The organism is Roseateles sp. P5_D6 (genome assembly GCF_054049415.1).
This window is the reverse complement of the sequence record NZ_JBFUMK010000027.1, coordinates 1-20,916: the sequence shown is the minus strand read 5'-3', so window position 1 is coordinate 20,916 and position 20,916 is coordinate 1. Positions and strand designations below refer to the sequence as shown.

The window sequence follows — 20,916 nt, the reverse complement described above, 5'->3', positions numbered from 1 at the left end:
GCACCCTTCGGCCTACGGCCTGTCCCGCCAAGCGGGAGCGAGCTTGCTTGGGGCGGCCCGGCGCGGCGCTCATCAGTCGTTCACCGTCCGCAGGGCCAGACACAGGTCGTCCCAGGCGCCGGCCTTGTCCGCAGGCGAGCGCAGCAGGTAGGCCGGGTGATAGGTGACGATGACGGGCAGGTCGCGCCAACGGTGCACGCGGCCGCGCAGGCGCCCAAGCGGCTCGGTCAGGCCAGTCAGCCGGCGCGCCGCCTGCAGGCCCATGGCCAGCACGACGCGCGGGCGCAGCAGCTCGGCCTGGCGTGCCAGCACGGCCTCGCAGGCATCCAGCTCGGCGGGCTGGGAGGCCCGGCCGCGCGGCGGGCGGCACTTGACGATCGGGGTCACGAAGGCGGTCGCTTCATCACCCGTGCGACGTTGGCCGGCGGCGCTCAGCATGCGGTCCAGCAGGCGGCCCGTATCACCGCCGAGCGCTTCGCCGGAGGCGTCGTCGCCTTCATCGGGCGGATCGGTGACGACCAGCCATTGCGCCTGCTGCAGGGCGCCGTTGCCGAAGACGGCGTTGCGGCGCTGCTCGCACAGGCCGCATGCCCGGCAACTCGAGACGGCCTCGCGCAGCGCCGGCATATCCAGGTTGGCGAAGCTCGACGGCGCCGACGGCGCCGCCACACGCACGATGACAGGCGGCGGCGCGGCAACGACGATGGGCTCCGGCTCGGCTTCGACGACTTCGGCGGCCACTGCCGAAGCAGCCGGCAGCCGATAACCCATCTCGGCCAACATGGCCCGCTGGCGCTGGTCCCAGCTCATGCCGTCACCGAGAAACTCATCAGGATTGCATCCTCGCGCGGGCCCTGCTGCACCGGGTAATACGCGCGGCGCCTGCCAACCTCTGCGAAGCCGTAGCGGCGGTAGACCTCGCGAGCGCGCTCGTTGCCGACGCGCACTTCCAGCCACAGCTGCGTCAGGCCGCGGCGGCGGCATTCGCCCACCAGCCGGTCCAGCATGGCCACCGCCAGGCCGCGCCCCTGCCAGGCCGGCACAACGGTGATGTTGAGCAGGTGCATCTCGTCCACGCCCGGCATGGCGACCCAATAACCGAAAAGCTCGGCGCGCGGCCCGCGCAGCACCTCGGCCGGGTAGGCGGCCGCCAGCGAGTCGACGAAATTGCCATGCGTCCACGGCACCGGGTAGGCCTGGCGCTCGACGGCGATGATCTCGGTCAGGTCGGGCACCCGCATGGCCTCGGCCTCGAAGGGCGGCAGGCTGCGCTCCAGCAATGCGCTCATGACTTGAGTTCTCGCTCGGCCGTCGTCAGCGCAACCTTGTCGCGCACATAGACGGGCAGTGCCTCGGCCGCGTCGCGCATCTCGCCACGCTGCCAGGCGGCCACAGCCAAGGTACCCAGGGCTGCAGCGCGCGAACGGGCCTGCGGCCAGGTCTGCGGCAACACGCCCAGGGCCTCGGCATATTCGGTCAGGGCCGTACCGGCGACGGCCGCGGGCGTACCCCAATGCGCGGCCAGCGCCTCGGGCTTGTAGAGGGCGGGAGCTTCGACGACGACCCAGGCGCCATCGGCCCAGCGGTAGCGGGCCGCATAGATCTCGCCGATGCGCGCGTCCATCGCCACCCAGAGGTCGTCGCCAGCGCCTTGCGCACGAGCGTCCTCGGCGACCACCATGAGGCTGTCGATAGCCAGCACCGGCCGGTCCAGCCCGAAGGCCAGGCCCTGCGCGACGGCGCAGGCGGTGCGCAGCCCGGTGAAGGCGCCGGGGCCCTGCCCGAAAGCGATGGCGTCCAGGTCGGCCATCGTGACGCCCGCGCCGGCCAGCAGGGCCTTGACCTCGGGCAGCATGCGTGCCGACGCCTGCGCCCCGCCCTGGGCCTCGAAAACCCGAGTCTGCCCCTGGGCCACGAGGGCCAGGGCCATCGTGTCGGTGGAGCTGTCGAGAGCCAGGAGGGAGGGCATCAACCCAGTGTAACTTTCGGGTCATGCGCAGACAGGCGATGGGATGGGTGTTGGCGGGTTGGATCCTGGGGGTACAGGCGGCGGAACCATTGCCGCTGTCGGTCCAGGTCGCGCTGCGCCAGGCCCAGGTGCCGGCCACCGCTCTGGGCGTGTTCGTGCAGGCCCTGGATGAACCCCGGCCCCGCCTGGCCTGGCAGCCAGACATGCCACTGAACCCCGCCTCATTGACCAAGCTCGTCACCAGCATGGCGGCGCTGGACACCCTGGGCCCGGCCTGGCAATGGCAGACGCCGGTCTGGCTGACCGAGGACGGCGGCCTGGCCATCCAGGGCAGCGGCGACCCGCGCCTGTCCACCGAGCGCGTCTGGGGGGTGCTGAAGCGCCTGGGCATCAGCGAATTGCGCGGACCGCTGCGCCTGGACCGCAGCGCCTTCACGCCCGGCGCCGCCGAGCCCGGTGACTTCGACAACGAGCCCTGGCGCGTCGGCAATGCGCTGCCCGAGGCCTTGCTGCTGAACTTCAAGGCGGTCAGCTACACGATCCGCGTCGAAGGCATGCAGGCCCGCATCAGCGCCGACCCGGCGTTGGACCCACCCCAGACCGTGCCGACGACGGCCGGGCCCTGCGGCGACTGGCGCGGCGCGCTGAAGCTGCAATGGGCTGCCGGCCAGCGCCCGCGCTTTGCCGGCAGCTATGCGGCGGCCTGCGGCGACCTGACCTGGACCCTGGCCGATCCCGACCCGGCCACCTACCCGGCGCGGCTGCTGGCGCTGATGCTGCGCGAAGCCGGCATCGCCTGGCGCGGCGAGGCCATCGTCGACGCACCAGCGCCCGCCAGCGCGCCCACGCTGCTGTGGCCCGGCCCGACACTGGCCGAGGCGCTGCGCGATATGAACAAGGCCAGCAGCAATCTCACGGCCCAGCAGGTGTTGCTCAGCACCGCGCGCGCCGCTGGCGTGCCCGCGCCCTCACCCGACACGGCGGCAACCTGGCTGCAGGCCTGGCTGGACGCGCATGCCGGCACGACACCACCGACCCGCGTGGTCAACGGCTCCGGCCTGGCCCGCGAGACGCGCATGAGCCCGGCCCAGCTGGCAGCGCTGCTGCGCTGGGCCTGGGGCCAGCCGTGGATGCCTGAGCTGTTGGCCTCGCTACCGGTGGCCGGGCTGGACGGCACGCTGTCACGCCAGCCCGGGCGCTTTGGCGCCGCGGCCGGGCGGGCGCATCTCAAGACCGGTTCGCTGCGCGACGTCGTCGCGCTGGCCGGCATCGTCGATGCGCCCTCGGGCAAGCGCTGGGTGCTGGTTGCCATCGTCAATCACCCACAGGCCCAGGCCGCGCGCGGCGTGCTGGATGCAGTATTGCGCTGGGTGGCGCAGGACGCGCCGGAGGGCAAGGCCGGGCGCTGACGCGCAGGTCAGGCGTCGCTCTCAGCGGCGTAGGGCTCGACGCCCTGGCCCGTGAACCAGGTGTCCCGCTCAGACACATGGCCGCCGCCGACGGCGTTGTAGTTCACCGTGAGTTCCTCATCGGCGGCAATGTCGCGGATGGCCACGAAGCGCAGCAGCCGCAACTCGACATCGGCCTCGTAGCGCATATTGGCCGGGTTCTCATGGTTGTACATGCTGCCGTAGCCGAGAGCCAGGCAATGGCCGCTTGTGGTGTGAGCCAGCACGCCCCAGTTGAAGAGCAGTTTTCTGACCTCCTCGGGAATCGACGTGTAGGAGCCGGTGAACAGCACGACAGGGCAGGCCTCGACGGTCTCCCCCTTGGCATGAGGCCGTGACGCATAGGCGCCGCGGCCTTTGGTCGTGCCCGTGTCCTTGATGTAGACGCTGGGGGATTGGATGGTCATGAGGCGGATTCTCGCTATCCCCGCGCCCGAGCTTGTGCAGCGAGAGCCGCGCCGCGGTAGGAGGCCACCTACCGGCAGCTTCAACGGCGTCCGACCATCCGCGACGGGCCGCCTCACTAAAGTGCACTGACGAGATGGGGCGCCGTTCCATCCCTGACAGGAGCCGCTATGTCCTTCCTGCTCTATATCGTTGGCCTGGCCGTGCTGCTGGGCGGCTTGGCCTGGGCCCTGATCACGGCCGGCCTGGCCGCCACCTATGTCGCCATCGCCTGTCTCATCGTCGCCGGTGTCGGCATCATGATGGCCGTGTCCCGCACCCGGGCCAAGGATCCGCCGGCCTGACGTCAGGGCGCCGCTGGCGGGCGGCCGAAGGCATCGGGCCGCGGAATCGGCCTGCCGCGCCCGCCATTCGCGCAGCGCCGCTGCCATTCGCCCACTTCAGCCGGCCATTCGCCCGCCGGCCGGGTCGAAGCCAGGAGATCGGCCCGAGCATGGCCGTCATGAACCTCCGACGCACCCTCCGCGACAACCGCGGCTTCATCCTCTTCCTGCTCAGCTTCGCGCTGTTCCGCACCGCGGTGGCCGATTGGAACCCCATCCCCTCGGGCTCGATGCGGCCGACGCTGCTGGAAGGCGATGTCGTGCTCGTCAACCGCCTGGCCTATGACCTCAAGCTGCCGCTGACCGACGTCGTGCTGCTGCCGCTGGGTGAGCCCCAGCGCGGCGATGTCGTCACGCTGAGTTCGCCGGCCGGCGGCACGCGGCTGATCAAGCGCATCGTCGGCCTGCCGGGCGATCGCGTCGAGATGCGCGACGACGTGCTGATCCTCAATGGAACGCCGCTGAGCTACAGCGGCAGCCAGTCTCATGGCGAGGCGGTGGCGCCCGGCTGGGTCGTGGACGCGGTGCGCTCCACCGAGGACCTTGACGGCCGGCCCCATGCTGTCCAGTTCCTGCCGGCCCTCAGCGCGCGGCGCAACTTCGCCGAGCTCACCGTGCCGGCAGGGCAGTATTTCCTGCTCGGCGACAACCGCGACAACAGTGAGGACTCGCGCTTCATCGGCACGGTGCCACGCGAGAAGCTGATCGGTCGGGCCCATCACGTCATCGTGGCGGCGGACTGGCTGGGCGAGGACGGCTGGCGGATGGCGCCGCGCTTCGAACGCTGGGTGTCGGCGATCCGCTGAGTGCATGCTTGTCGCAGGCCGTGACCAAGCCCACACCTTTTGCGCCGCCCATCGACTGGCGCCCGTCGAAAGCCGAAGAAGCGGTGTTTTTCGGCACGGGTTTGAGGTGCGGCGGTTCTATCTTCGCGGCCATGACATCCCGCCGCCACCGCCGCTCGCTCCCGCTGCCCAGCTTCGGCCCACGCCGCGTCAGCTGCCCCGAGGGGTCGGTGCGGCTGGTGATCGAGGAGCAGTGGACCTGCGAGGAACGCCCGATGCAGGCCGAGCTGCAGCTGCTGGAGCGCTTCTCGGCGCTGATGGCCGCCCAGGGCTGGCCCGCGCATGTGTCACGCATGGCCTATGACCGCATCTACGCTGGCGAGCGCTTCGGCTTCGCCAAGCGAGCCGGCCGGGGCGAACTCCCTGCCCTGGCACGAGAGCTGATCCTGTGCTGGCGCGCCAACCGCAGCGAGCCAGTGCAGGGCTGAGTCTCAGGCCGCTCGCGTGCCCTGCGGGGGCTGCTGGTCGAGCACCTGCGCAACATGGATCTGTGCCCGTCGCGCCGTAGCGCAGAACGGTAAGGCTTTGTTCAGTCCGGTTAATGGCGCAAGGATTGCTCACAGCTCGGTACGTTCGTCCGTGAAGGACTGCCTACATTCGCACCACTTTCTTATCCACGAGACTACCGATGTCGAGACTTTCGCCCCTGATCGTCGCCAGCAGCGTCATGTTGCTGAGCGCTTGCGCCACCAAGGATTTCGTCAAAGAGACAGTCGCTCCGGTGCAGACCAGCGTGGACGGCCTCGGCACCCGGGTGCAGGCGCATGACGAGGGCCTCAAGGCCCTGGATGGCCGGCTGCAGGGCAGCGAGGCACGCATGCTGGCCCTTCTGCAGCAGGAGGCTGCAGCGCGAACCCAGGCCTTCAACAACCTGCCCAAGCCGCCCGGTCTGCTGATGAGCACCGTGCTGACCGATGACAAGGTCAAATTCAAGTCGGGCCGCTTCCAGCTCACCGAGCAGGCTGGCCAGGAACTCGATCAACTCGTCGCCAAGCTCAAGGCCGACAACCAGCCGGTGTTCATCGAAATCCAGGGCCACACCGACGCGACCGGCAGCGACACGATCAACCAGCAACTGGGCCTCAAGCGAGCCGAAGCCGTGCGCCTGCACCTGTCTCGCGCCGGCTTGCCGCTGGCGCGCATGGCTACGATCAGCTACGGCGAATCTGCGCCCCTGGCCGACAACAGCACCCGCGAAGGCCGCAGCACGAACCGGCGGGTTCAGCTGATAGTGATGCGCTGAGCTGGAGGGGAAGCCGCAACGCGATTGCGGCACTACAGCTGGACAACGACCAAGCCGCAGGCAGAAGCGACGCTTGAGCGCATCGCGCTCCCTTCCTGCGGCTGAACTGTTCCTGAAGCGGTGGCCAGACTGAAGAGGCATTGGGCGTTGATACCGCGTCCCAGCCCACTGTGTCGTCCGCCGCGGAGGAGACTATTTCGCGGGCGAGAAAGAGGTTGGCGCCAAGAACGAGTTGTCCATCTTCGCAACAATCGGTCCTGCTGCCTCGCTCGCCTTTCTGACCTCGACCCATTCGGGATCGGCGACAAACTTGCTCCACTTGACCTCACGATCGGCCAGGCTCTCCCAGACAAGCATGTAGGTGAGCGCGTTGCTGTCAGGTCCGACTGCCGTCGTCCAATATCCGAGTTGACGAATTCCCAGCCGGTTCCAGATGCCCACGGTGTGATCGCGAAATCTTGCAAGAACGTCGGGTAGCCGGCCAGGCATTGCCGTATAGACGCGCAGTTCGTAGATCATCGACATCAGTCCTGGGAAGATTGTTGCGAGTTGACGGGGTGGCGGGCGTGACCGCCAGGCTCACATTGTGCTGTCCAAGCGCGCGTGCTGGCGTCGCCGGGAAGACGCCTGCCAAGAAAGCGGGCAAGTTGAAGGGGCGTCCTGGACCGGGTTGCTGCCGACTTCCAGCCGTGGCGACGCCGAGCTTGCGGACGGCCCGGTGCTACAGTGCGCCGCTCGTTCACCCCGCCGCCGGTCAGTGTCCGCCTCGACACCCAAGCCTTCCCAGCCGACGAAAAGTCGTCGTCACAGATTGCCCACGCTCGCTGACGTCGCGCGAGAAGCTGGCGTGTCGGATGTCGCGGCCTCCTGCGCGCTCAACGCCGGCAAAGGCTCGACGCGCGTATCCATGGAGACGCGCGAACGGGTGCTGGCGGCGGCGGAGCGCCTGCGCTACCGGCCCAACGCGACGGCGCGCGCACTCAGCCGTCAACGGGCCAACGCCATCGGCTTCGTCGCGAACATTGCCAATGAGGAACCCAACCTCTACTTCCTGGAGGTGTTCAACGGCGTTGTGCGGGGCGCGACGGAGGCCGAGCAGGCGACATGCGTCTTCCCGCTCAGCGGCTGGGAAGAAGCGCCCAAGCGCATCCCCGCGCTGTGCGACGGCCGCGTCGACGGGCTGGTCGTTTTGGCGCCCTATCTGGAAGATGACAGCACGAGCTGGCTGCCTCCCCATACGCCCTTGGTCACGATCCATGCGGGCATGCAGCTGCAGGGCCAGGTGAACGTCGAGGCGGACGACGAGGCGGGCGGCTTTGGCATCGTGCGCCACATGCTTGAACTCGGCCATCGCCATATCCTGTGCGTGGGCGGGCCGCCGCACACCAAGGGCGCGGACCGCCGTGTCGAGGGCTTCTTGCGCGCGCATGCCGAAACCGGCGTCGAAGTCGCAGCCGACCATGTGATCCGTACCTGGTTCACCGTGCAGGGCGGCCGACAGGCGATGGAGACGTGGCTGCAGGCCCACCGCGGTGAACGCTTGCCCGAGGCCATCTTCTGTGGCAACGACGCCATCGCGTTCGGTTGCATGGAAGCGCTGGAGGCGCGAGGGCTGAGCGTGCCTCGGGACATTTCGGTCGCTGGCTTTGACGATACCTTGCTGGCCCGCACCCTGCGCATGACGACCGTGCGTCAGCCCCTGCTCGAAATGGGTCGTCAGGCGGTCAACGTCCTCATGCAATTGATCGAGGCGCAGCGCAGTGGACAGATGTACGAGGGCCCGCGCAATATCGTCCTGCCCGTCGAGATCCTTCCCGGCCGGACTTTGATCGCCCCTGCGCGCGGCGCGGTGCTGACGATCTCCTGAAGCTGTAAGCAGGTGCAGCGGCGCCGATGGGTTTCCCCTAATTAGTTCGGTTGTCGACCGAATTAAGATGATTTCGCGGCGCTGCTGCAATTTTTTCGCCGAAATGATTCGGCGTCGAATCAATCCTCGCATGGTGCTCACGCCGACCTGCCAAGCCTCGGACCACCCGGATCAACCGGCGGCGGTCGCCATGCACGCCCACACCACGTCGAGCAGCCGCGGGCCATCTTGCCTGCGCCGTTTTGAGCCCAGCCTGGCCCGCAGGACCTGGTGCTGGAACTGCCGCCGGCAGTCCATCGTTGTCGTCGGGATGTAGCCATGCATTGAAGCTGCATCTTTCATAACGCTCGTGACCGGAGGAGACAACCGGCCGAGCACTTTCAACCCTGAAAGGTAGAACATGAGAACCCTGATACCCGCACTGCTGCTCGCCTTCGGCGCCAGCGCAGGCACCCTCGCCCAGGCGCAAAACTGCGGCAGCGGCGGCGGCGCCACCGTCTGCCTGAGTGCCAGCGGCACCGCCAACGACAACCAGCTCAACTGGACCGTCAGCGGCAATGTCTCGCGCCTGGAGGTCTACCGCGACACGGACAGCGACCCCAACGGCCGCAGCCGCATCGCCGTGCCCGCCACCAACGCCAGGAGCTACGCCGACGCCTCGGCCAATACCGGCACGCCCTACTGGTACTGGGTCAAGTTCACGACCAGCACCGGCAGCTACAGCTCCGGCTCGGCCTCCGCCACGCGCGGCAGCAGCTGCGCGCCGACTCCCGTCACGCCGTGGCTCAATGTCAATGGCTCGTGGACGCAGACCGCCTCGGGCACCGTCAGCGCCGGCAGCTCGGCCATCCTGGGACCGCAACCCATCTCCGGCGGCATGTGGTCGTGGAGCGGTTGCGGCACCGCGGGCGGCTCGCGCGAGCAGACGATCACGCCCGGCGCCAGCTGCACGGCCACCGCCACCTATACCAACAGCTGCGGCGCCAAGAGCACGCAGGCGTTCGTCATCACCGTGCCCAGCTCCATGCGCGACCTGACGAGCATCCAGCTGTCGCAGCAGATGTCACCCGCCTGGAACCTGGGCAACACGCTGGACGCCGTGCCGGCTGAAACGTCCTGGGGCAACCCCGTGGCGAGCCAGCAGTTGCTCAACGCGGTGAAAGCGGCCGGCTTCAAGACCGTGCGCATTCCCGTCACCTGGAACCAGTACGCCGACGCCGACGGCAACATCAACCCGAGCTGGATGGCGCGCGTCACCCAGGTCGTCGGTTATGCCCGCAACGCCGGCCTCTATGCCGTGCTGAACACCCACCACGAAGGCGACTGGCTGATCCCGACCTACGCCCGCCAGGCCAGTGCCAATGCCCGCCTGGCCCGGATGTGGACGCAGATCGCCAACAACTTCAAGGACTACGACGACTACCTGCTGTTCGCCGGCACCAACGAGATCATGGTCGCTGGCGACTACAACCCGCCGACGGCCGAGTACCAATCCGTCCAGAACGGGTTCAACCAAGTCTTCGTCAACGCGGTGCGGGCCACGGGTGGCAACAACGCCAAGCGCCATCTCGTCGTGCAGGGCTTCAACACCAACATCAACGCGACCTACGACGGCTTCGTCAAGCCCAATGATCCGGCGACGAATCGGATGTTCATCGAGGTGCACTTCTACGATCCGTTCAACTTCGCGCTCAATGACAAGAGCGGCATCTGGCAGTGGGGTTCGATCGCGACCAATCCGGCCGCAACGGAACCCTGGGCCCACGAAGGCTACGTGGACGCGCAGTTCCAGAAGATGAAGTCCCGCTTCGTCGACGCTGGCATGCCCGTGCTGATGGGCGAATACGGCGCCATCCTGAGGACCGAGTACGACCCGGCCGGCACCTACCGCACCTACTGGACCAAGTACGTGACCAAGTCCGCCTACCAGCACGGCATCGTGCCGACGTGGTGGGACCCGGGCTACGTCACCAACCACGCGACGGGCCTGTTCGATCGCTCGACCAGCGCTCAGTCCTTCCCGGACCTGATCAAGACCATTGTCGACAACGCCAAGTGACGTCATGACATCACGGTGGTGACACCGTGAGCCCGCCGCGGGTGGTGTCCGACGATGCGGCCACCTACCGCGGCGAGCCCGGTTTTGCAGCGTTAAAGCCTGTCCCGCTGCCTGGCACCTTGGCGCGATGTCGGGCGACAGGCCACTCGCACAAGGGTGGCCCGCAAGGACCTGCTGAGCCTGCCGTTGGCTCGCGGCCATGGTGCAGCGCCCTGGCCGCCCTTCAAGGAACCAGACCCCTTTCCTTGTGAACAAGTTCAGTCAACGACTCGCCGCCCTTTGCATCCCTGCGGTCGGCTTGGCAGGTTGCGGCGGCGGCAGCGCAGGCAGCGGCACGACGCCCCCCGCCGTCGGCGGCGGGTCGCCGGCCCAGGCCAGCGCTTTCGAATGGAAATCCAGCGAGCCCCTGATCCAGCCGCCGGCTGAGGCGAGCCGCCCTATCGGCTGGGCTTGATCGTCGCCACCGCCCCCAACGCCATCAGCGAGTTGCGCACGAAATGAACAGCCGCGGCTGCTGGAACCAATGCCTGCTCCGTGATCAGCGCCGCCGCGCCATCACCGTCAACGAACCACACGCCTTTTCCGCCATGAAGTACAGCAAACAGCTCACCGTTCTCTCCATCGTCACCGCGACCCTGGTGGCGGGCTGTGGCGGCGGTGGTGGCGACGCGCCTGCACCTGCACCTGCACCTGCACCTGCACCTGCACCTGCACCTGCACCTGCACCTGCTCCTGCTCCTGCTCCTGCACCTGCTCCCGCACCCGCACCCGCACCCGCACCTGCGCCTGCGCCTTCGGCTGCGCAGGGGCCTTGCGACATCTACGCCGCCGGCGGCACGCCGTGCGTCGCGGCGCACAGCACGACGCGGGTCCTGCTCTCGACCTATACGGGTCCGCTGTACCAGGTCCTCAGGCAATCGGACAATGCAACGCTCGACGTCACCGCGCTTTCCAGCGGCATCGCCAATGCGGCGCTGCAGGACGCCTTCTGCACGGGCACGACCTGCCTGATCAGCGTCATCTACGACCAATCGGGGCGCAACAACCACCTCACGCAGGCGCCCCCCGGCTTCTTCAAGGGGCCGGCGGCCGGCGGCTACGACAATCTCGCTGTCGCCAACGCGGCGCCGTTGACGCTCTCGGGCCAGAAGGTCTATGGCGTCTTCATCCCACCAGGAACCGGCTACCGCAACAACACCACCAATGGCATCGCGGTGGGCGACCAGCCCGAAGGCATGTACGCAGCCCTCGACGGGTGGCATTTCAACTCGGCATGCTGCTTCGACTACGGCAATGCCGAGCCGAGCGGGAACGACACCGGCAATGGCCACATGGAAACGATCTACTTCGGCAACCAGTCCGCCTGGGGCACCGGAGCGGGCCCGGGCCCCTGGATCATGGCGGACCTGGAGAACGGCCTGTTCTCGGGCCGCGACCCGCACCTCAACGCGAATGACCCCACGATCACCAGCCGATTCGTCACGGCCATCGTCAAGGGTGAGCCGAACCACTGGGCCATCCGCGGCGGCAACACACAGGCCGGCTCGCTGTCGACCTTCTATGACGGCGTGCGCCCGAGCGGGGGGTATACGACCATGAGCAAGGAGGGTGCGATCGTCCTGGGCATCGGCGGCGACAACAGCAACGGGGGACGGGGGACGTTCTACGAGGGCGCGATGACGTCGGGCTATCCGTCGGACGCGACCGAGAACGCCGTCCAGGCCAATCTCGTCGCGGCGAAGTACGCGGCCGACACTTCCACGACGCTGGCGGGCCGTGCGATCAAGAATGAGTACAACGGTCTGTGTCTCGACGACTACAACTCGGCCACCGCGGCCGGCTCGCCCGTCGTGCAGTGGACGTGCAACGGGTCGGCGGCGCAGCAATGGAATATCGTGCCTGCGGCCGACGGCTACGTCACGATCGTCAACGTCAACAGCGGCCTGTGCCTCGACGATACCGACGGGAAGACCGCTCCCGGCTCCGCCATCCAGCAGTCCACCTGCAACGGCCAGGCCGTCCAGCAATGGCGCCTCATCAACGCGGACGGCGGCCAGCTCAACATCGTCAACCGCAACAGCAACCTCTGCCTGGATGACTTCAACGGCGGGAAGACCCCCGGCGCGGAAGTACGGCAGTGGCAGTGCACAGGCGGGGTCGTGCAGTGGTGGAGCATTCTTTGACATCGTGCCGGCAGAATTCTTCCCGTTCGACCTCTACTCCGACGCCGGCTCCTTGACATGCGGCTGGCCGCGCCGCTGATCGCCGGCAACGACCTGTCGAAGATGGACGCCGACACGCTGCGCATCCTCACCAACAAGGACGTCATCGCCGTCGACCAGGATCCGCTGGGCAAGCAAGGCCAACGCGCCTTGAGGGAAGGCGAGCTTGAGGTCTGGGTGCGGCCGCTACAGGGCGGTGAGCACGCGGTGGTGCTGTTCAACCGCGGCAAGACGCCGGCCAACATGAAGGTGGCTTGGGAGCTGCTCCAGTTGCCCATCGACCAGAAGGCCGACGTGAAGGACCTGTGGAGCAAGAAGGTCACGAAGAACGTCAGCGGCAGCTATGGCGGCAAGGTTGCGCCTCACGGCGTGATCATGGTGCGCATCACGCCGCTGCGCTGATGACGGGCAGACCATGATCGCCGTTGCCCATCACGCCGAGCATCGCCAAGCCGCCGCATTGAAACGCAGGACGGGCCCAGCAACTTCGGGTCGCTGACCCATGACGACGCCATCCATGCTCAGATTCGCATTCACCGCGCTGCTCGGCGCACTCATGCTGTCGGGAGGCGCTTCGGCCGCGCCCGAAGCGCCTCCCGCGAAGCCGCGCCTCGTCGTCCTCACCGACATCGAGAACGAACCGGACGACACCCGGTCGCTGGTGCTGGTGCGGCTGCTGCTCTACGCCAACGACATCGAGCTGCGCGGCCCCGCGCGAGTCGTTGCGCGCCTCAAAGGCTGATGGGCGTGCGCGAAGCAGGTCTTCATCCGCATTCGCAACGACGTCCCCGCACTTACCGAACCTTGGCACCCATGCTTTGCACGACCACCCAGCGGCCGTCGCGCCTTTTCAGGATGTCCGCATAGACGAGTTCCATATAGATCTCCCGACCGTCGACGAATCTCTTCTCGGCCACGTTGCCCTGAGCAATGGCGACTTCACCGAAGACCTGTACATCGATCGGCCGCAGCTCGAACCACGTGAGCCTCTTCTTGCCCGTCTTGACGTCGTTCAGGAGCATTCGCTTGGTTGATACGCCGCCGGATGATCCGACCGACACCCAGTCATCACCAAAAATTTGGTCAATCTTGTCGATGTCGAGTGCCACCATCGCATCCCCCATCTCTTTCCCTAGCTGCCTGATTTCCGCGACGGCCGCCTGCGTCGAAGGAGGAGCCGGTGTGTCAGCCAAGGCAGAGCCCGCGAACGACCAGAATGAAAGAATCAAAGCCATCGATCGTTTCATATTGCCATCTCGTTTGGGTTGTGTGAGATCTCCCCACGTGCCTCTCGAGGGCCTGGGCCCCTGAGCAGCGACTTGAGTCAGTCTAGGCAGTCCGCAGGGACGAGGCCAGACCGCTCCCTGCATGCCGGCCGCCGTTCGCTGCAGAACGCGTGGAGGCTGATTGCGCCTAAGGTATCGTCGCCGGCATGCTCTCCTTGGGACGGTATGCAGCCTCGAGCCGTTGGCGCTGGATCGCCGCAGCTTGGACGGCCGGCGCGCTGTTCGACGCGTGTCAAACCGTGGCGATCATGCGCCTGGAAGGCAGAACGCATCCCTGGGCGCCGCTGTTCTTGATCGAACTGGCCCTGTGGTTGCCATGGGCGTTGGCGACGCCACTCGTCGTCGAGCTGGCCTTGCGCTACCCGATCATTCGCAGAGCCAGCGTAGGCACCGTCGCGCTGCATCGTGCAACGTTCGCCATCATCAGCACGATCACTGAATGCTGGTATGCGTGGCTCCAGACGATCTTCAATCCATGGGGCAACAAGCGCTGGCCGACGTTCGGGGAAACGTGGAGCACGTCGCTTGTCTACCAGCTATTGACGTTCACCATCGCCTACACGCTGATATTGACTGTGACCTATCTGGTGGACGCGAAGGACCGCATCACCAAGCAGGTGACAGAAGCTGCCCGACTCAATGAAGAGCTGACCAGAGCGCAGCTGGAGGCGTTGCGAAGACAGCTCGAGCCGCACTTCATGTACAACACGCTCAACACGATCGCTGGCCTTGTTCGTGACCGACGCAACGACGCGGCAGTCAACATGGTCGTGGGACTGAGTGAATTCCTGCGTCGCGCATCGGAAGATTCGCACAGGGCGCAAGTGACGTTGGCAGAGGAAGTTGACTACCTGCAGCGTTACGTCGACATCCAGAAGCTTCGGTTCGGCGAGCGCCTTGTCGTGAACATGGAGCTCCCGAACGAACTGCTCGGCGCCAAGGTGCCGAACCTGCTGTTGCAGCCTCTCGTCGAGAACGCCATCAAGCACGGCATTTGCAAACGAGTGAGCGGCGGCGGCATTCGCATCGTCGGCGAGGACCGGCAGGGGATGCTGCGGCTGACCGTGTCAAACGACGGACCGTTCACGCAGGAGGATCTCGCTGCAACGGGCACCGGCGTGGGCCTCAGGAACTTGCGGGCACGCTTGCGGATTCTTCACGGTGAGCGGTCCGGCCTGACGCTCAAACCCGCCGGCGAGGATGGCGTCGAGGTCGTCGTCACGCTTCCCCTGCAGGTGTCCTGAATGGCGGCGCTGCGGATCCTGGTGGTCGACGACGAGGCGATCGCCCGGCGTAACCTTGTGATCTTGCTGAGCGCCGATCCAGATGTGGCAGCTGTCGTTGAATGCGACTCTGGTCAAGCGGCCGTTGCCGAGATGCGGCGCACAAGACCTGACGTTCTCTTTCTCGACGTCCACATGCCCGAGTGCGATGGCTTCGATGTGCTCGAACTGATGGGCTCGGACATGCCCGCGGCCGTCGTCTTCGTCACGGCGTACGACGAATACGCGCTGCGCGCGTTCGATGCAGGCGCGCTTGACTATTTGCTCAAGCCGTTCGACGACGCGCGATTTCACCGCGCGTTGCAGCGAGCCAAGTTTCGGATCACGCAAGAGCCGACGGCGGACCGCCCGCCATTGACTCAACTCGTGGTGAAGAACCGGGGCAAGACCTTGTTCTTGAACACGGCAGACGTGGACTGGATCGAGGCGGCCGACTACTACGCATACTTGCACGTAGGCAATGCGACGCACATCTTGCGCCGCAGCCTGCACGCTCTAGAACGAGAGCTGGATGCAAAGACCTTCGTTCGTATCCACCGGTCCATCATCGTCAATCGCGAGAGGGTTCGCGGTCTAGAGCTTCACAGCAGCGGGGAGCACGAGGTGGTTCTTCAATCGGGCGTTCGGCTGTCAATGAGCCGCAGGTTTCGAAAGAATTTCACCGATCGAATATGACTTCACGAAGCGCTTGCGCGCGACGCCTTCACTCCTCCAACGCGACCACTATCACGGCCTTGGCAGGCACCTTGATCGACAGCTTGCCGTCCGCGGCACGCGCGCTGAACGCCGACGGCTTGATGACCTGCGGATTCTGGAACGTGTTGTGCGCGTCCATCGCGGCCGAGGTCAGCACCTTGCCTGCCGCACCGTTGACCTTCGTGCCCGCAACGTTGACGGCGACATCGACCGCCTTGGACGGATCGGTGTTGACCAGCGCCAGGTACACCTTGCCGTCCTTGGCGCGTGCCGCCGTAGCGCTCACGCCCGGAATGGTTGTTGCGCCCAGCGTGTAGCTGGTGTTGTCCTTGATGGCCAGCGGCAGCGACTTGGCATCCTGGAACGGCGCATACATCTGGAACGCGTAGTAGGTCGGCGTCAGGACCATCTTCTCCTTGTCCGTCAGGACCATCGCCTGCAGCACGTTGACCATCTGGGCGATGGTGGTCAGAGTGACCCGCTCCGCATGCTCGTGGAAGATGTGGAAGTTGAGTGCCGCCACCAGCGCGTCGCGCAGGGAGTTCTGCTGGAACAGCGCGCTTCGGGCGCCTGCTTCGTCATACCAGGTGCCCCACTCGTCGACCATCAGTCCGATCTTCTTCTGGGGATCGTTCTTGTCCAGGATGGCCACGTGATCCTTGACGAGCTGATCCATCTTCAAGGTATTGGCCAGGGTCGAGATCCACTCGCCTTCCTTGAAGCCGAGGTCCTTGCCCTTGACGTCCCAGTTGCCGGTCGGGACGGTGTACTGGTGAACGGTGATGCCGATCGTGCGGCCCTTCAGTTCCTTGCTCAGGACCTGGGTCCACGCGGTGTCGAAGCCGCTGCCGCCGCTGGCGATCATCTTCGGCCGCGACTTCTCTGACCCCCACAGGAAATGCTCGTAATTGCTGTACAGGCTGGCGTAGTAATCGGGCTTCATGTTGCCGCCGCAGCCCCACAACTCATTGCCGACACCGAAGAAGGCGACCTTGAACGGCTTTTCGCGCCCGTTCTGAGCGCGCAGCCGGGCCAACGGCGAGCCGCCTTCCGCAGTCATGTACTGCACCCAGTCGGCCATCTCCTGCACGCTGCCGGTACCGACGTTGCCGTTGACGTAGGCGTCGGCGCCCATCATCTCGATGAGGTCGAAGAACTCGTGGGTACCGACAGCGTTGATTTCTTCGACGTGGGTGCCCCAGACGTTGCTCGGTCGCTTGTCCTGCGGGCCGATGCCGTCGCGCCAGTGGTAGGTGTCGGCGAAGCAGCCGCCCGGCCAGCGCACCAGCGGTACATGCAACTCCTTCAGTGCGCCGACGACGTCATTGCGCCAGCCCCGGGTGTTGGGGATGTTCGACTTGGTGCCGACCCACATGCCTTCATAGACGCCGGTGCCCAGGTGTTCGGCGAACTGGCCGTACACGTACTTGCTGATGACCGGGCCGGGCTTGCCGGCGTCGATGTTGATGCTGACCTCGTTGGCGGCAAAAGCCGGCGCCGCAATCAGGCCGAGAACGGCGAGGCTGTGTTTGATTGTTTTCATATAGGGTCTCAAGACAGCTGTAAAGCCGCCATGCGTTTGATCGCGATGAATCCGGCTGATTCTTGGGCGGCCCCATGCGCGGACCGCCTTGTCCAGTTATTTGGAGAATTGCCAGTAATCGAACTTGAACAGTTCTTCGCCGGCCGCACCGCGGAATACGAAGAAGAGATCCTGGACGCCGGAGGCTCCGGAGATCTGGGCCAACTGCTGCTTCCATTCGCCGCCGGTTCCTGACACCGGCAGAGTGCCGATCAACTGGCCGTCGAGCTTGCCCAGACGAATCTCGATCTTTGCCCCGCTGGGCTCCTTCGCCTCGGCCGTGCTGGCGAGGCTGGCCATGAAGGCGCGCGCGCCGGTCACGCCGAAATCGACATTTCGCACCTGGATATAGGCGCCGTCATGGATGTCGCGCACATTCTGGCCACCGGCGCTGCTGGGCTCGATCTTGACACCGGAAGACCAGGCGATGGTCTCGGCTTCAACTCGCTTGTAGGGATCGAGGGTGGCGACCGGCGCCGGCCCTTCCTTGGTTGGCTGCACCATCGGGACCGAGCCATCGGGGTTGAACTTCAACTCGTCGACGCACACGGAACGTTTGAAGCCGTCGCCTCCCGGAAGAGCGGCGTTGTGATAGAAAAGGTAGGTCTTGCCCTTGTAATCGACCACGCCCGGGTGGTTGGTAAAAGCGCTTTGCGGAGACATGACGGCGCCGCCGTAGGTCCACGGGCCTTCGGCTGTGGGGCCGGTGGCGTAGCCGAGATGCTCAGGGATGGGACCGGCGGCAAAAAACAGGTAATTGAGATTCTTGCGCCTATAGAGCCAAGGACCCTCTTCGTAGGATGTGCCGCGCAAAGCAGGCTTCGGCTTCGTGACGCCTACTGTGTCCGGAGGGTTGCGCTCGCCCAAGGCCTTGACGGTCATCGGATGGCCAATGATGCCCTTCTCCCCGACGCTGGTGTCGTAGGAAATCATGTCCTTGTTCAGTTTCACTGACCACAGATTGGGATTGCCCCAGGCGAGATAGGCCTGACCCTTGTCGTCGATGAAAACGGTCGGATCGATGCTGTCGTACAGGCCGCCGGCGTGGCCGGCGATCAGCGGCTTTTTGATCGGGTCGATATAGGGGCCCAGGGGGTTATCGGCCACCAGCACGCCAATGCCACGGCCTTGCACCGGGCCATAGAGATACCACTTGCCATCGCGCTCAATCACTTGAGGGGCCCAGGCACCGTTGTCATAGCCGTCCCAGCCGGAGTTCTCCTTGGAGGCCCAAGGAAAATCTCGCAGGGAGGCGACCGCGCCGTGCTGAGTCCAGTTCACCATGTCCGTCGTCGTGGCGAGCACCCAATTCTTCATATTGAAGTTGTTGGCCTCCCCGACGTCTTCGTCGTGGCTAGAAAACAGGTAGAGCGTGCCCTTATGGACCATGGGGGCCGGATCGGCCGTATACATCGTTTGAATAACCGGGTTGCGCGCGAATGACGTTGCGGGTAGCAAGACCAGCACGGACGAGAGAACGACTGCGGAGAAGGCTGTTTTTTTCATGAGCGGCGGAAAATGAGAGAAGGCGGAGAAATAAAGTTGCGCCGTCCTAGCGCCCGTCTTGCGTCCCTTGCCCGACCCGGTAGTAGTCAAAGTCCACGCGGCCGCCGGCAATCTTGGTCGAGTAATAGAAGAGGCCGTAGCGGTAACCCATGAAGTGCGGGAAGGTGTAGGCCAGGCGCGAAGGACGACCGATGGGGGTCCACGATTTGCCGTCTAGGCTGTAGGAGAACCGGGCAACTTCAGGCGCGGGCTCAAATTCGCAGTCGACCCGAAGGTGAACGGTCTTGCCGGAGAGGGGAATGGAGGCGATCTCTTCGGGCTTGTCGGTTTCGGCGCTCACCATGACGAGAGATCGGGCGCCGTCGCTCATCTTGACGCCCACGAAACCGTATTGCCTTTGAAACGCGGCCAGGCCGGCCCAGTCGCCGTCTTTCATGCCGCTCACGTCGATGCTGGTGGTGGCGGAACTGCGCGGCCCGAAGGTGCGCTGAGTGAGGGTGTTCCGGGCCTCGAGCAGAGTTGCGACGTTCCGGCTGGTGGTCAAGCTCAGGTGGCCCGGGCGCTTCGTGAGCGACCAGTCACGAGGCTCGGGGTTGTGATTCCATTGCCAGGCCAGGGGCAAGTCGGGCTCGCCAGGCTGACGGTCGAATTCGTCGGAGGCGACGATGCCCGATGCGCCTGAGACGCCCTGCGCGCCGGCCGGGATATCGAGCGTCATGGCCACCTTGCCGTTTTCGCCGAGCACAGGCCAGCCGTCCGTCCAGGTCACAGGCACGAGGTAGGGAATGCGACCGACGGCGCCGTTGTCCTTGAAAAGATAGGCATACCACTTGCCGTCGGGCGTGTCGATGAGGCCGCCCTGGGCGATCCCCCGGTCATCGAGCGCGATGCGACTCTCGTAAGGCCCGTCGAGGGTGTCGGCGCGGCTGACGATGACGGTGCGCGCCCAGCGGCTTCCGGGCGAGGCGATATTGAGGAGGTAGTAGCGGCCGTTGATCTTGGAAAGCTGCGAGCCCTCCCCACACAGCCCGCCCTGGTCAGCGCCGAAGACGGCGTTGACGTGTTCGATGATGACCTTGTTCACGCCGCCGGGCTTGGTGCCGGTCAGATCGGATTTGAGCTCGGTGAGCATGATGCGGTTGCAGCCCCAGACCATGTAGACGCGACCGTCGTCGTCGAAGAACAGGCTGTGGTCATTCATCAAGGGCTCGAAACTCGTCTCCTTCCATGGGCCGCGTTCGGGATCGCGCGTGGTGTAGACGTGGGTGCGTCCTCCGGTGGTGGCGGCGAACGTCGAGGCATAGAACATGCCGTCGTGGTAGCGCAGGCTGCTGGCCCAGGAGCCGGCACCGTAGGCGTTCTTGCCGTTTTCAAGGCGGAAGGCTTCGTTGTCGGCAAGGTTCTGATGTGCGTAGGAGGCCATGCTCCAGTTGACGAGGTCCGTCGACTTCATGATCGGCAGGCCCGGGCTCATGTGCATCGTCGTGCTGCTCATGTAGTAGGTCTTGCCGACACGGATGATGGCGATGTCCGGGACGTCGGCCCAGATCAGCGGGTTATGTGCAGGTGCTGCCTGTGCAGCCTCTGCCGCCGGAGCGACCTGAGACCCGACGGAGAGGATGAGAGCCATCAGGAGGGGAAAAATCGGCCGACTCAGGCCGTCAGGGTGTTTGTCCATGTTTTGTCTCTGGAGTAGTTTTTGCGAGCCAGCGCATCGGTCGCACGGAGCGGCCCAGGCTGCGGCGCGCTTACGCGGGGCGGCCGTCAGGGACCGGATGAGTTCAAGATGGCCAGGAATCAGCCCAGCATCTTGAGCAGCATGCGATGGTGCTGCGGCATGCGCGCCACCGAGGCTTCGATGGCCTTGCGACGCTGGTCCAGCGCCTGCATGGCCCGCTCCGGCGAAATCTCCGCGAAGACCGGATCGTTGCGCTCCGGCCAGTGCTCCATGCCGGCGTGGATGGCCAGCCAGCTGGTGGCGTCGAACCCCTCTTCGTCGTACTCATGCAGCACGCCGTAGCGACGCCACAGCTCCATCCGGAAGGCCAGCGTCTCTGGCAGCTCCATCGATGACACGTGCCGCCACAGCTCGCTGTCGCGGCGGCGGGTCAGGCAGTAGTGC

Annotated in this window: 23 protein-coding genes; 12 read left to right on the top strand and 11 right to left on the bottom strand. The window is 65.7% G+C overall.

Features of this window, described 5'->3' with window-relative positions:
• Positions 1-72: 72 nt before the first annotated feature.
• Genes ACXJKM_RS26595 through tsaB form a run of 3 tightly spaced genes read right to left on the bottom strand, consistent with a single transcriptional unit; the run spans position 73 to position 1,969 of the window.
• On the bottom strand, positions 73-810 hold the full coding sequence (locus ACXJKM_RS26595; RefSeq protein WP_457356179.1) for a uracil-DNA glycosylase: 738 nt from the start codon (positions 808-810) through the stop codon (positions 73-75).
• The gene (rimI, locus tag ACXJKM_RS26590) at positions 807-1,289 is read right to left on the bottom strand and encodes a ribosomal protein S18-alanine N-acetyltransferase (protein WP_457356178.1); all 483 of its coding nucleotides are present in this window, start codon (positions 1,287-1,289) and stop codon (positions 807-809) included. The genes ACXJKM_RS26595 and rimI overlap by 4 nt, the downstream gene beginning before the upstream one ends.
• Entirely contained in the window at positions 1,286-1,969 is a 684-nt protein-coding gene (tsaB, locus tag ACXJKM_RS26585) for a tRNA (adenosine(37)-N6)-threonylcarbamoyltransferase complex dimerization subunit type 1 TsaB (protein ID WP_457356177.1), read from the bottom strand. Before tsaB ends, rimI begins: the two co-directional genes overlap by 4 nt.
• A gap of 38 nt (positions 1,970-2,007) precedes the next feature.
• On the opposite strand from tsaB, the gene dacB reads away from it, so the two are divergent.
• Complete coding sequence (dacB, locus tag ACXJKM_RS26580; protein ID WP_457356176.1) at positions 2,008-3,378, top strand: D-alanyl-D-alanine carboxypeptidase/D-alanyl-D-alanine endopeptidase; 1,371 nt, start codon at positions 2,008-2,010, stop codon at positions 3,376-3,378.
• An 8-nt stretch (positions 3,379-3,386) separates the two neighbouring features.
• Here dacB and ACXJKM_RS26575 read toward each other — a convergent pair whose 3' ends face one another.
• On the bottom strand, positions 3,387-3,824 hold the full coding sequence (locus ACXJKM_RS26575; RefSeq protein ID WP_056194450.1) for an SET domain-containing protein-lysine N-methyltransferase: 438 nt from the start codon (positions 3,822-3,824) through the stop codon (positions 3,387-3,389).
• A 168-nt stretch (positions 3,825-3,992) separates the two neighbouring features.
• Between ACXJKM_RS26575 and ACXJKM_RS26570 the strand changes: the two genes are divergently transcribed.
• The 4 genes from ACXJKM_RS26570 to ACXJKM_RS26555 all read left to right on the top strand — a co-directional run bounded on the left by ACXJKM_RS26570 (position 3,993) and on the right by ACXJKM_RS26555 (position 6,293).
• A complete protein-coding gene (locus tag ACXJKM_RS26570) occupies positions 3,993-4,166 on the top strand; it encodes a hypothetical protein (protein ID WP_056194453.1) in 174 nt (57 codons plus the stop codon).
• A 158-nt stretch (positions 4,167-4,324) separates the two neighbouring features.
• Positions 4,325-5,011, top strand: coding sequence for a signal peptidase I (gene lepB / locus ACXJKM_RS26565; protein ID WP_457356175.1), 687 nt, complete (start codon positions 4,325-4,327; stop codon positions 5,009-5,011).
• A 131-nt stretch (positions 5,012-5,142) separates the two neighbouring features.
• Positions 5,143-5,478, top strand: coding sequence for a hypothetical protein (locus tag ACXJKM_RS26560; RefSeq protein ID WP_157281263.1), 336 nt, complete (start codon positions 5,143-5,145; stop codon positions 5,476-5,478).
• Positions 5,479-5,678: 200 nt separating this feature from the next.
• Positions 5,679-6,293: an OmpA family protein gene (locus tag ACXJKM_RS26555; protein WP_457322975.1), complete on the top strand. Its 615-nt coding sequence runs from the start codon at positions 5,679-5,681 to the stop codon at positions 6,291-6,293.
• 192 nt (positions 6,294-6,485) lie between these two features.
• Here ACXJKM_RS26555 and ACXJKM_RS26550 read toward each other — a convergent pair whose 3' ends face one another.
• Positions 6,486-6,812 carry an NIPSNAP family protein gene (locus ACXJKM_RS26550; protein WP_457322976.1) on the bottom strand — a complete coding sequence of 109 codons (327 nt, stop codon included), beginning with the start codon at positions 6,810-6,812 and terminating at the stop codon, positions 6,486-6,488.
• Between the two features lie 292 nt (positions 6,813-7,104).
• Here ACXJKM_RS26550 and ACXJKM_RS26545 point away from each other — a divergent pair, with 292 nt between their 5' ends.
• Positions 7,105-8,160 carry a LacI family DNA-binding transcriptional regulator gene (locus ACXJKM_RS26545; RefSeq protein ID WP_457356174.1) on the top strand — a complete coding sequence of 352 codons (1,056 nt, stop codon included), beginning with the start codon at positions 7,105-7,107 and terminating at the stop codon, positions 8,158-8,160.
• A 171-nt stretch (positions 8,161-8,331) separates the two neighbouring features.
• Here the strand turns inward: ACXJKM_RS26545 and ACXJKM_RS26540 are convergent, their stop codons facing one another.
• Positions 8,332-8,562, bottom strand: a complete 231-nt coding sequence (locus ACXJKM_RS26540) for a hypothetical protein (RefSeq protein WP_457356173.1) — start codon at positions 8,560-8,562, stop codon at positions 8,332-8,334.
• Between ACXJKM_RS26540 and ACXJKM_RS26535 the strand changes: the two genes are divergently transcribed.
• The 4 genes from ACXJKM_RS26535 to ACXJKM_RS26520 all read left to right on the top strand — a co-directional run bounded on the left by ACXJKM_RS26535 (position 8,561) and on the right by ACXJKM_RS26520 (position 13,183).
• Complete coding sequence (locus ACXJKM_RS26535) at positions 8,561-10,219, top strand: glycoside hydrolase family 5 protein (protein WP_457356172.1); 1,659 nt, start codon at positions 8,561-8,563, stop codon at positions 10,217-10,219. The genes ACXJKM_RS26540 and ACXJKM_RS26535 overlap by 2 nt on opposite strands.
• A 587-nt stretch (positions 10,220-10,806) precedes the next feature.
• A complete protein-coding gene (locus ACXJKM_RS26530) occupies positions 10,807-12,402 on the top strand; it encodes an arabinofuranosidase catalytic domain-containing protein (protein ID WP_457356171.1) in 1,596 nt (531 codons plus the stop codon).
• A 57-nt stretch (positions 12,403-12,459) separates the two neighbouring features.
• Positions 12,460-12,843: a hypothetical protein gene (locus tag ACXJKM_RS26525; RefSeq protein ID WP_457356170.1), complete on the top strand. Its 384-nt coding sequence runs from the start codon at positions 12,460-12,462 to the stop codon at positions 12,841-12,843.
• A 115-nt stretch (positions 12,844-12,958) separates the two neighbouring features.
• On the top strand, positions 12,959-13,183 hold the full coding sequence (locus ACXJKM_RS26520) for a nucleoside hydrolase-like domain-containing protein (RefSeq protein WP_457356169.1): 225 nt from the start codon (positions 12,959-12,961) through the stop codon (positions 13,181-13,183).
• Positions 13,184-13,235: 52 nt separating this feature from the next.
• Here ACXJKM_RS26520 and ACXJKM_RS26515 read toward each other — a convergent pair whose 3' ends face one another.
• Entirely contained in the window at positions 13,236-13,688 is a 453-nt protein-coding gene (locus tag ACXJKM_RS26515; protein WP_457356168.1) for a nuclear transport factor 2 family protein, read from the bottom strand.
• A 185-nt stretch (positions 13,689-13,873) separates the two neighbouring features.
• On the opposite strand from ACXJKM_RS26515, the gene ACXJKM_RS26510 reads away from it, so the two are divergent.
• Both ACXJKM_RS26510 and ACXJKM_RS26505 read left to right on the top strand, forming a co-directional pair.
• On the top strand, positions 13,874-14,971 hold the full coding sequence (locus tag ACXJKM_RS26510; protein WP_457356167.1) for a sensor histidine kinase: 1,098 nt from the start codon (positions 13,874-13,876) through the stop codon (positions 14,969-14,971).
• Positions 14,972-15,685 carry a LytR/AlgR family response regulator transcription factor gene (locus tag ACXJKM_RS26505; protein ID WP_056194476.1) on the top strand — a complete coding sequence of 238 codons (714 nt, stop codon included), beginning with the start codon at positions 14,972-14,974 and terminating at the stop codon, positions 15,683-15,685.
• A gap of 28 nt (positions 15,686-15,713) precedes the next feature.
• Here the strand turns inward: ACXJKM_RS26505 and ACXJKM_RS26500 are convergent, their stop codons facing one another.
• The 4 genes from ACXJKM_RS26500 to ACXJKM_RS26485 all read right to left on the bottom strand — a co-directional run.
• On the bottom strand, positions 15,714-17,249 hold the full coding sequence (locus tag ACXJKM_RS26500) for an alpha-N-arabinofuranosidase (protein ID WP_457356166.1): 1,536 nt from the start codon (positions 17,247-17,249) through the stop codon (positions 15,714-15,716).
• 96 nt (positions 17,250-17,345) lie between these two features.
• Positions 17,346-18,794 (bottom strand): glycoside hydrolase family 43 protein, encoded by a 1,449-nt coding sequence (locus ACXJKM_RS26495; protein WP_457325551.1) that lies wholly within the window; start codon positions 18,792-18,794, stop codon positions 17,346-17,348.
• Between the two features lie 46 nt (positions 18,795-18,840).
• The gene (locus ACXJKM_RS26490) at positions 18,841-20,472 is read right to left on the bottom strand and encodes a glycoside hydrolase family 43 protein (protein WP_457356165.1); all 1,632 of its coding nucleotides are present in this window, start codon (positions 20,470-20,472) and stop codon (positions 18,841-18,843) included.
• A 119-nt stretch (positions 20,473-20,591) separates the two neighbouring features.
• Positions 20,592-20,916: tryptophan 7-halogenase (locus ACXJKM_RS26485; RefSeq protein ID WP_457356164.1), on the bottom strand; the 325-nt coding region annotated here is incomplete at its 5' end.

Excerpts from the sequence above, each read along its gene's own strand:
- ACXJKM_RS26595 (WP_457356179.1), bottom strand. The coding sequence starts at position 810 with ATGAGCTGGGACCAGCGCCAGCGGGCCATGTTGGCCGAGATGGGTTAT.
- rimI (WP_457356178.1), bottom strand. The coding sequence starts at position 1,289 with ATGAGCGCATTGCTGGAGCGCAGCCTGCCGCCCTTCGAGGCCGAGGCC.
- tsaB (WP_457356177.1), bottom strand. The coding sequence starts at position 1,969 with ATGCCCTCCCTCCTGGCTCTCGACAGCTCCACCGACACGATGGCCCTG.
- dacB (WP_457356176.1), top strand. The coding sequence starts at position 2,008 with ATGGGATGGGTGTTGGCGGGTTGGATCCTGGGGGTACAGGCGGCGGAA.
- ACXJKM_RS26575 (WP_056194450.1), bottom strand. The coding sequence starts at position 3,824 with ATGACCATCCAATCCCCCAGCGTCTACATCAAGGACACGGGCACGACC.
- ACXJKM_RS26570 (WP_056194453.1), top strand. The coding sequence starts at position 3,993 with ATGTCCTTCCTGCTCTATATCGTTGGCCTGGCCGTGCTGCTGGGCGGC.
- lepB (WP_457356175.1), top strand. The coding sequence starts at position 4,325 with ATGAACCTCCGACGCACCCTCCGCGACAACCGCGGCTTCATCCTCTTC.
- ACXJKM_RS26560 (WP_157281263.1), top strand. The coding sequence starts at position 5,143 with ATGACATCCCGCCGCCACCGCCGCTCGCTCCCGCTGCCCAGCTTCGGC.
- ACXJKM_RS26555 (WP_457322975.1), top strand. The coding sequence starts at position 5,679 with ATGTCGAGACTTTCGCCCCTGATCGTCGCCAGCAGCGTCATGTTGCTG.
- ACXJKM_RS26550 (WP_457322976.1), bottom strand. The coding sequence starts at position 6,812 with ATGATCTACGAACTGCGCGTCTATACGGCAATGCCTGGCCGGCTACCC.
- ACXJKM_RS26535 (WP_457356172.1), top strand. The coding sequence starts at position 8,561 with ATGAGAACCCTGATACCCGCACTGCTGCTCGCCTTCGGCGCCAGCGCA.
- ACXJKM_RS26540 (WP_457356173.1), bottom strand. The coding sequence starts at position 8,562 with ATGTTCTACCTTTCAGGGTTGAAAGTGCTCGGCCGGTTGTCTCCTCCG.
- ACXJKM_RS26530 (WP_457356171.1), top strand. The coding sequence starts at position 10,807 with ATGAAGTACAGCAAACAGCTCACCGTTCTCTCCATCGTCACCGCGACC.
- ACXJKM_RS26525 (WP_457356170.1), top strand. The coding sequence starts at position 12,460 with ATGCGGCTGGCCGCGCCGCTGATCGCCGGCAACGACCTGTCGAAGATG.
- ACXJKM_RS26520 (WP_457356169.1), top strand. The coding sequence starts at position 12,959 with ATGCTCAGATTCGCATTCACCGCGCTGCTCGGCGCACTCATGCTGTCG.
- ACXJKM_RS26515 (WP_457356168.1), bottom strand. The coding sequence starts at position 13,688 with ATGAAACGATCGATGGCTTTGATTCTTTCATTCTGGTCGTTCGCGGGC.
- ACXJKM_RS26510 (WP_457356167.1), top strand. The coding sequence starts at position 13,874 with ATGCTCTCCTTGGGACGGTATGCAGCCTCGAGCCGTTGGCGCTGGATC.
- ACXJKM_RS26505 (WP_056194476.1), top strand. The coding sequence starts at position 14,972 with ATGGCGGCGCTGCGGATCCTGGTGGTCGACGACGAGGCGATCGCCCGG.
- ACXJKM_RS26500 (WP_457356166.1), bottom strand. The coding sequence starts at position 17,249 with ATGAAAACAATCAAACACAGCCTCGCCGTTCTCGGCCTGATTGCGGCG.
- ACXJKM_RS26495 (WP_457325551.1), bottom strand. The coding sequence starts at position 18,794 with ATGAAAAAAACAGCCTTCTCCGCAGTCGTTCTCTCGTCCGTGCTGGTC.
- ACXJKM_RS26490 (WP_457356165.1), bottom strand. The coding sequence starts at position 20,472 with ATGGACAAACACCCTGACGGCCTGAGTCGGCCGATTTTTCCCCTCCTG.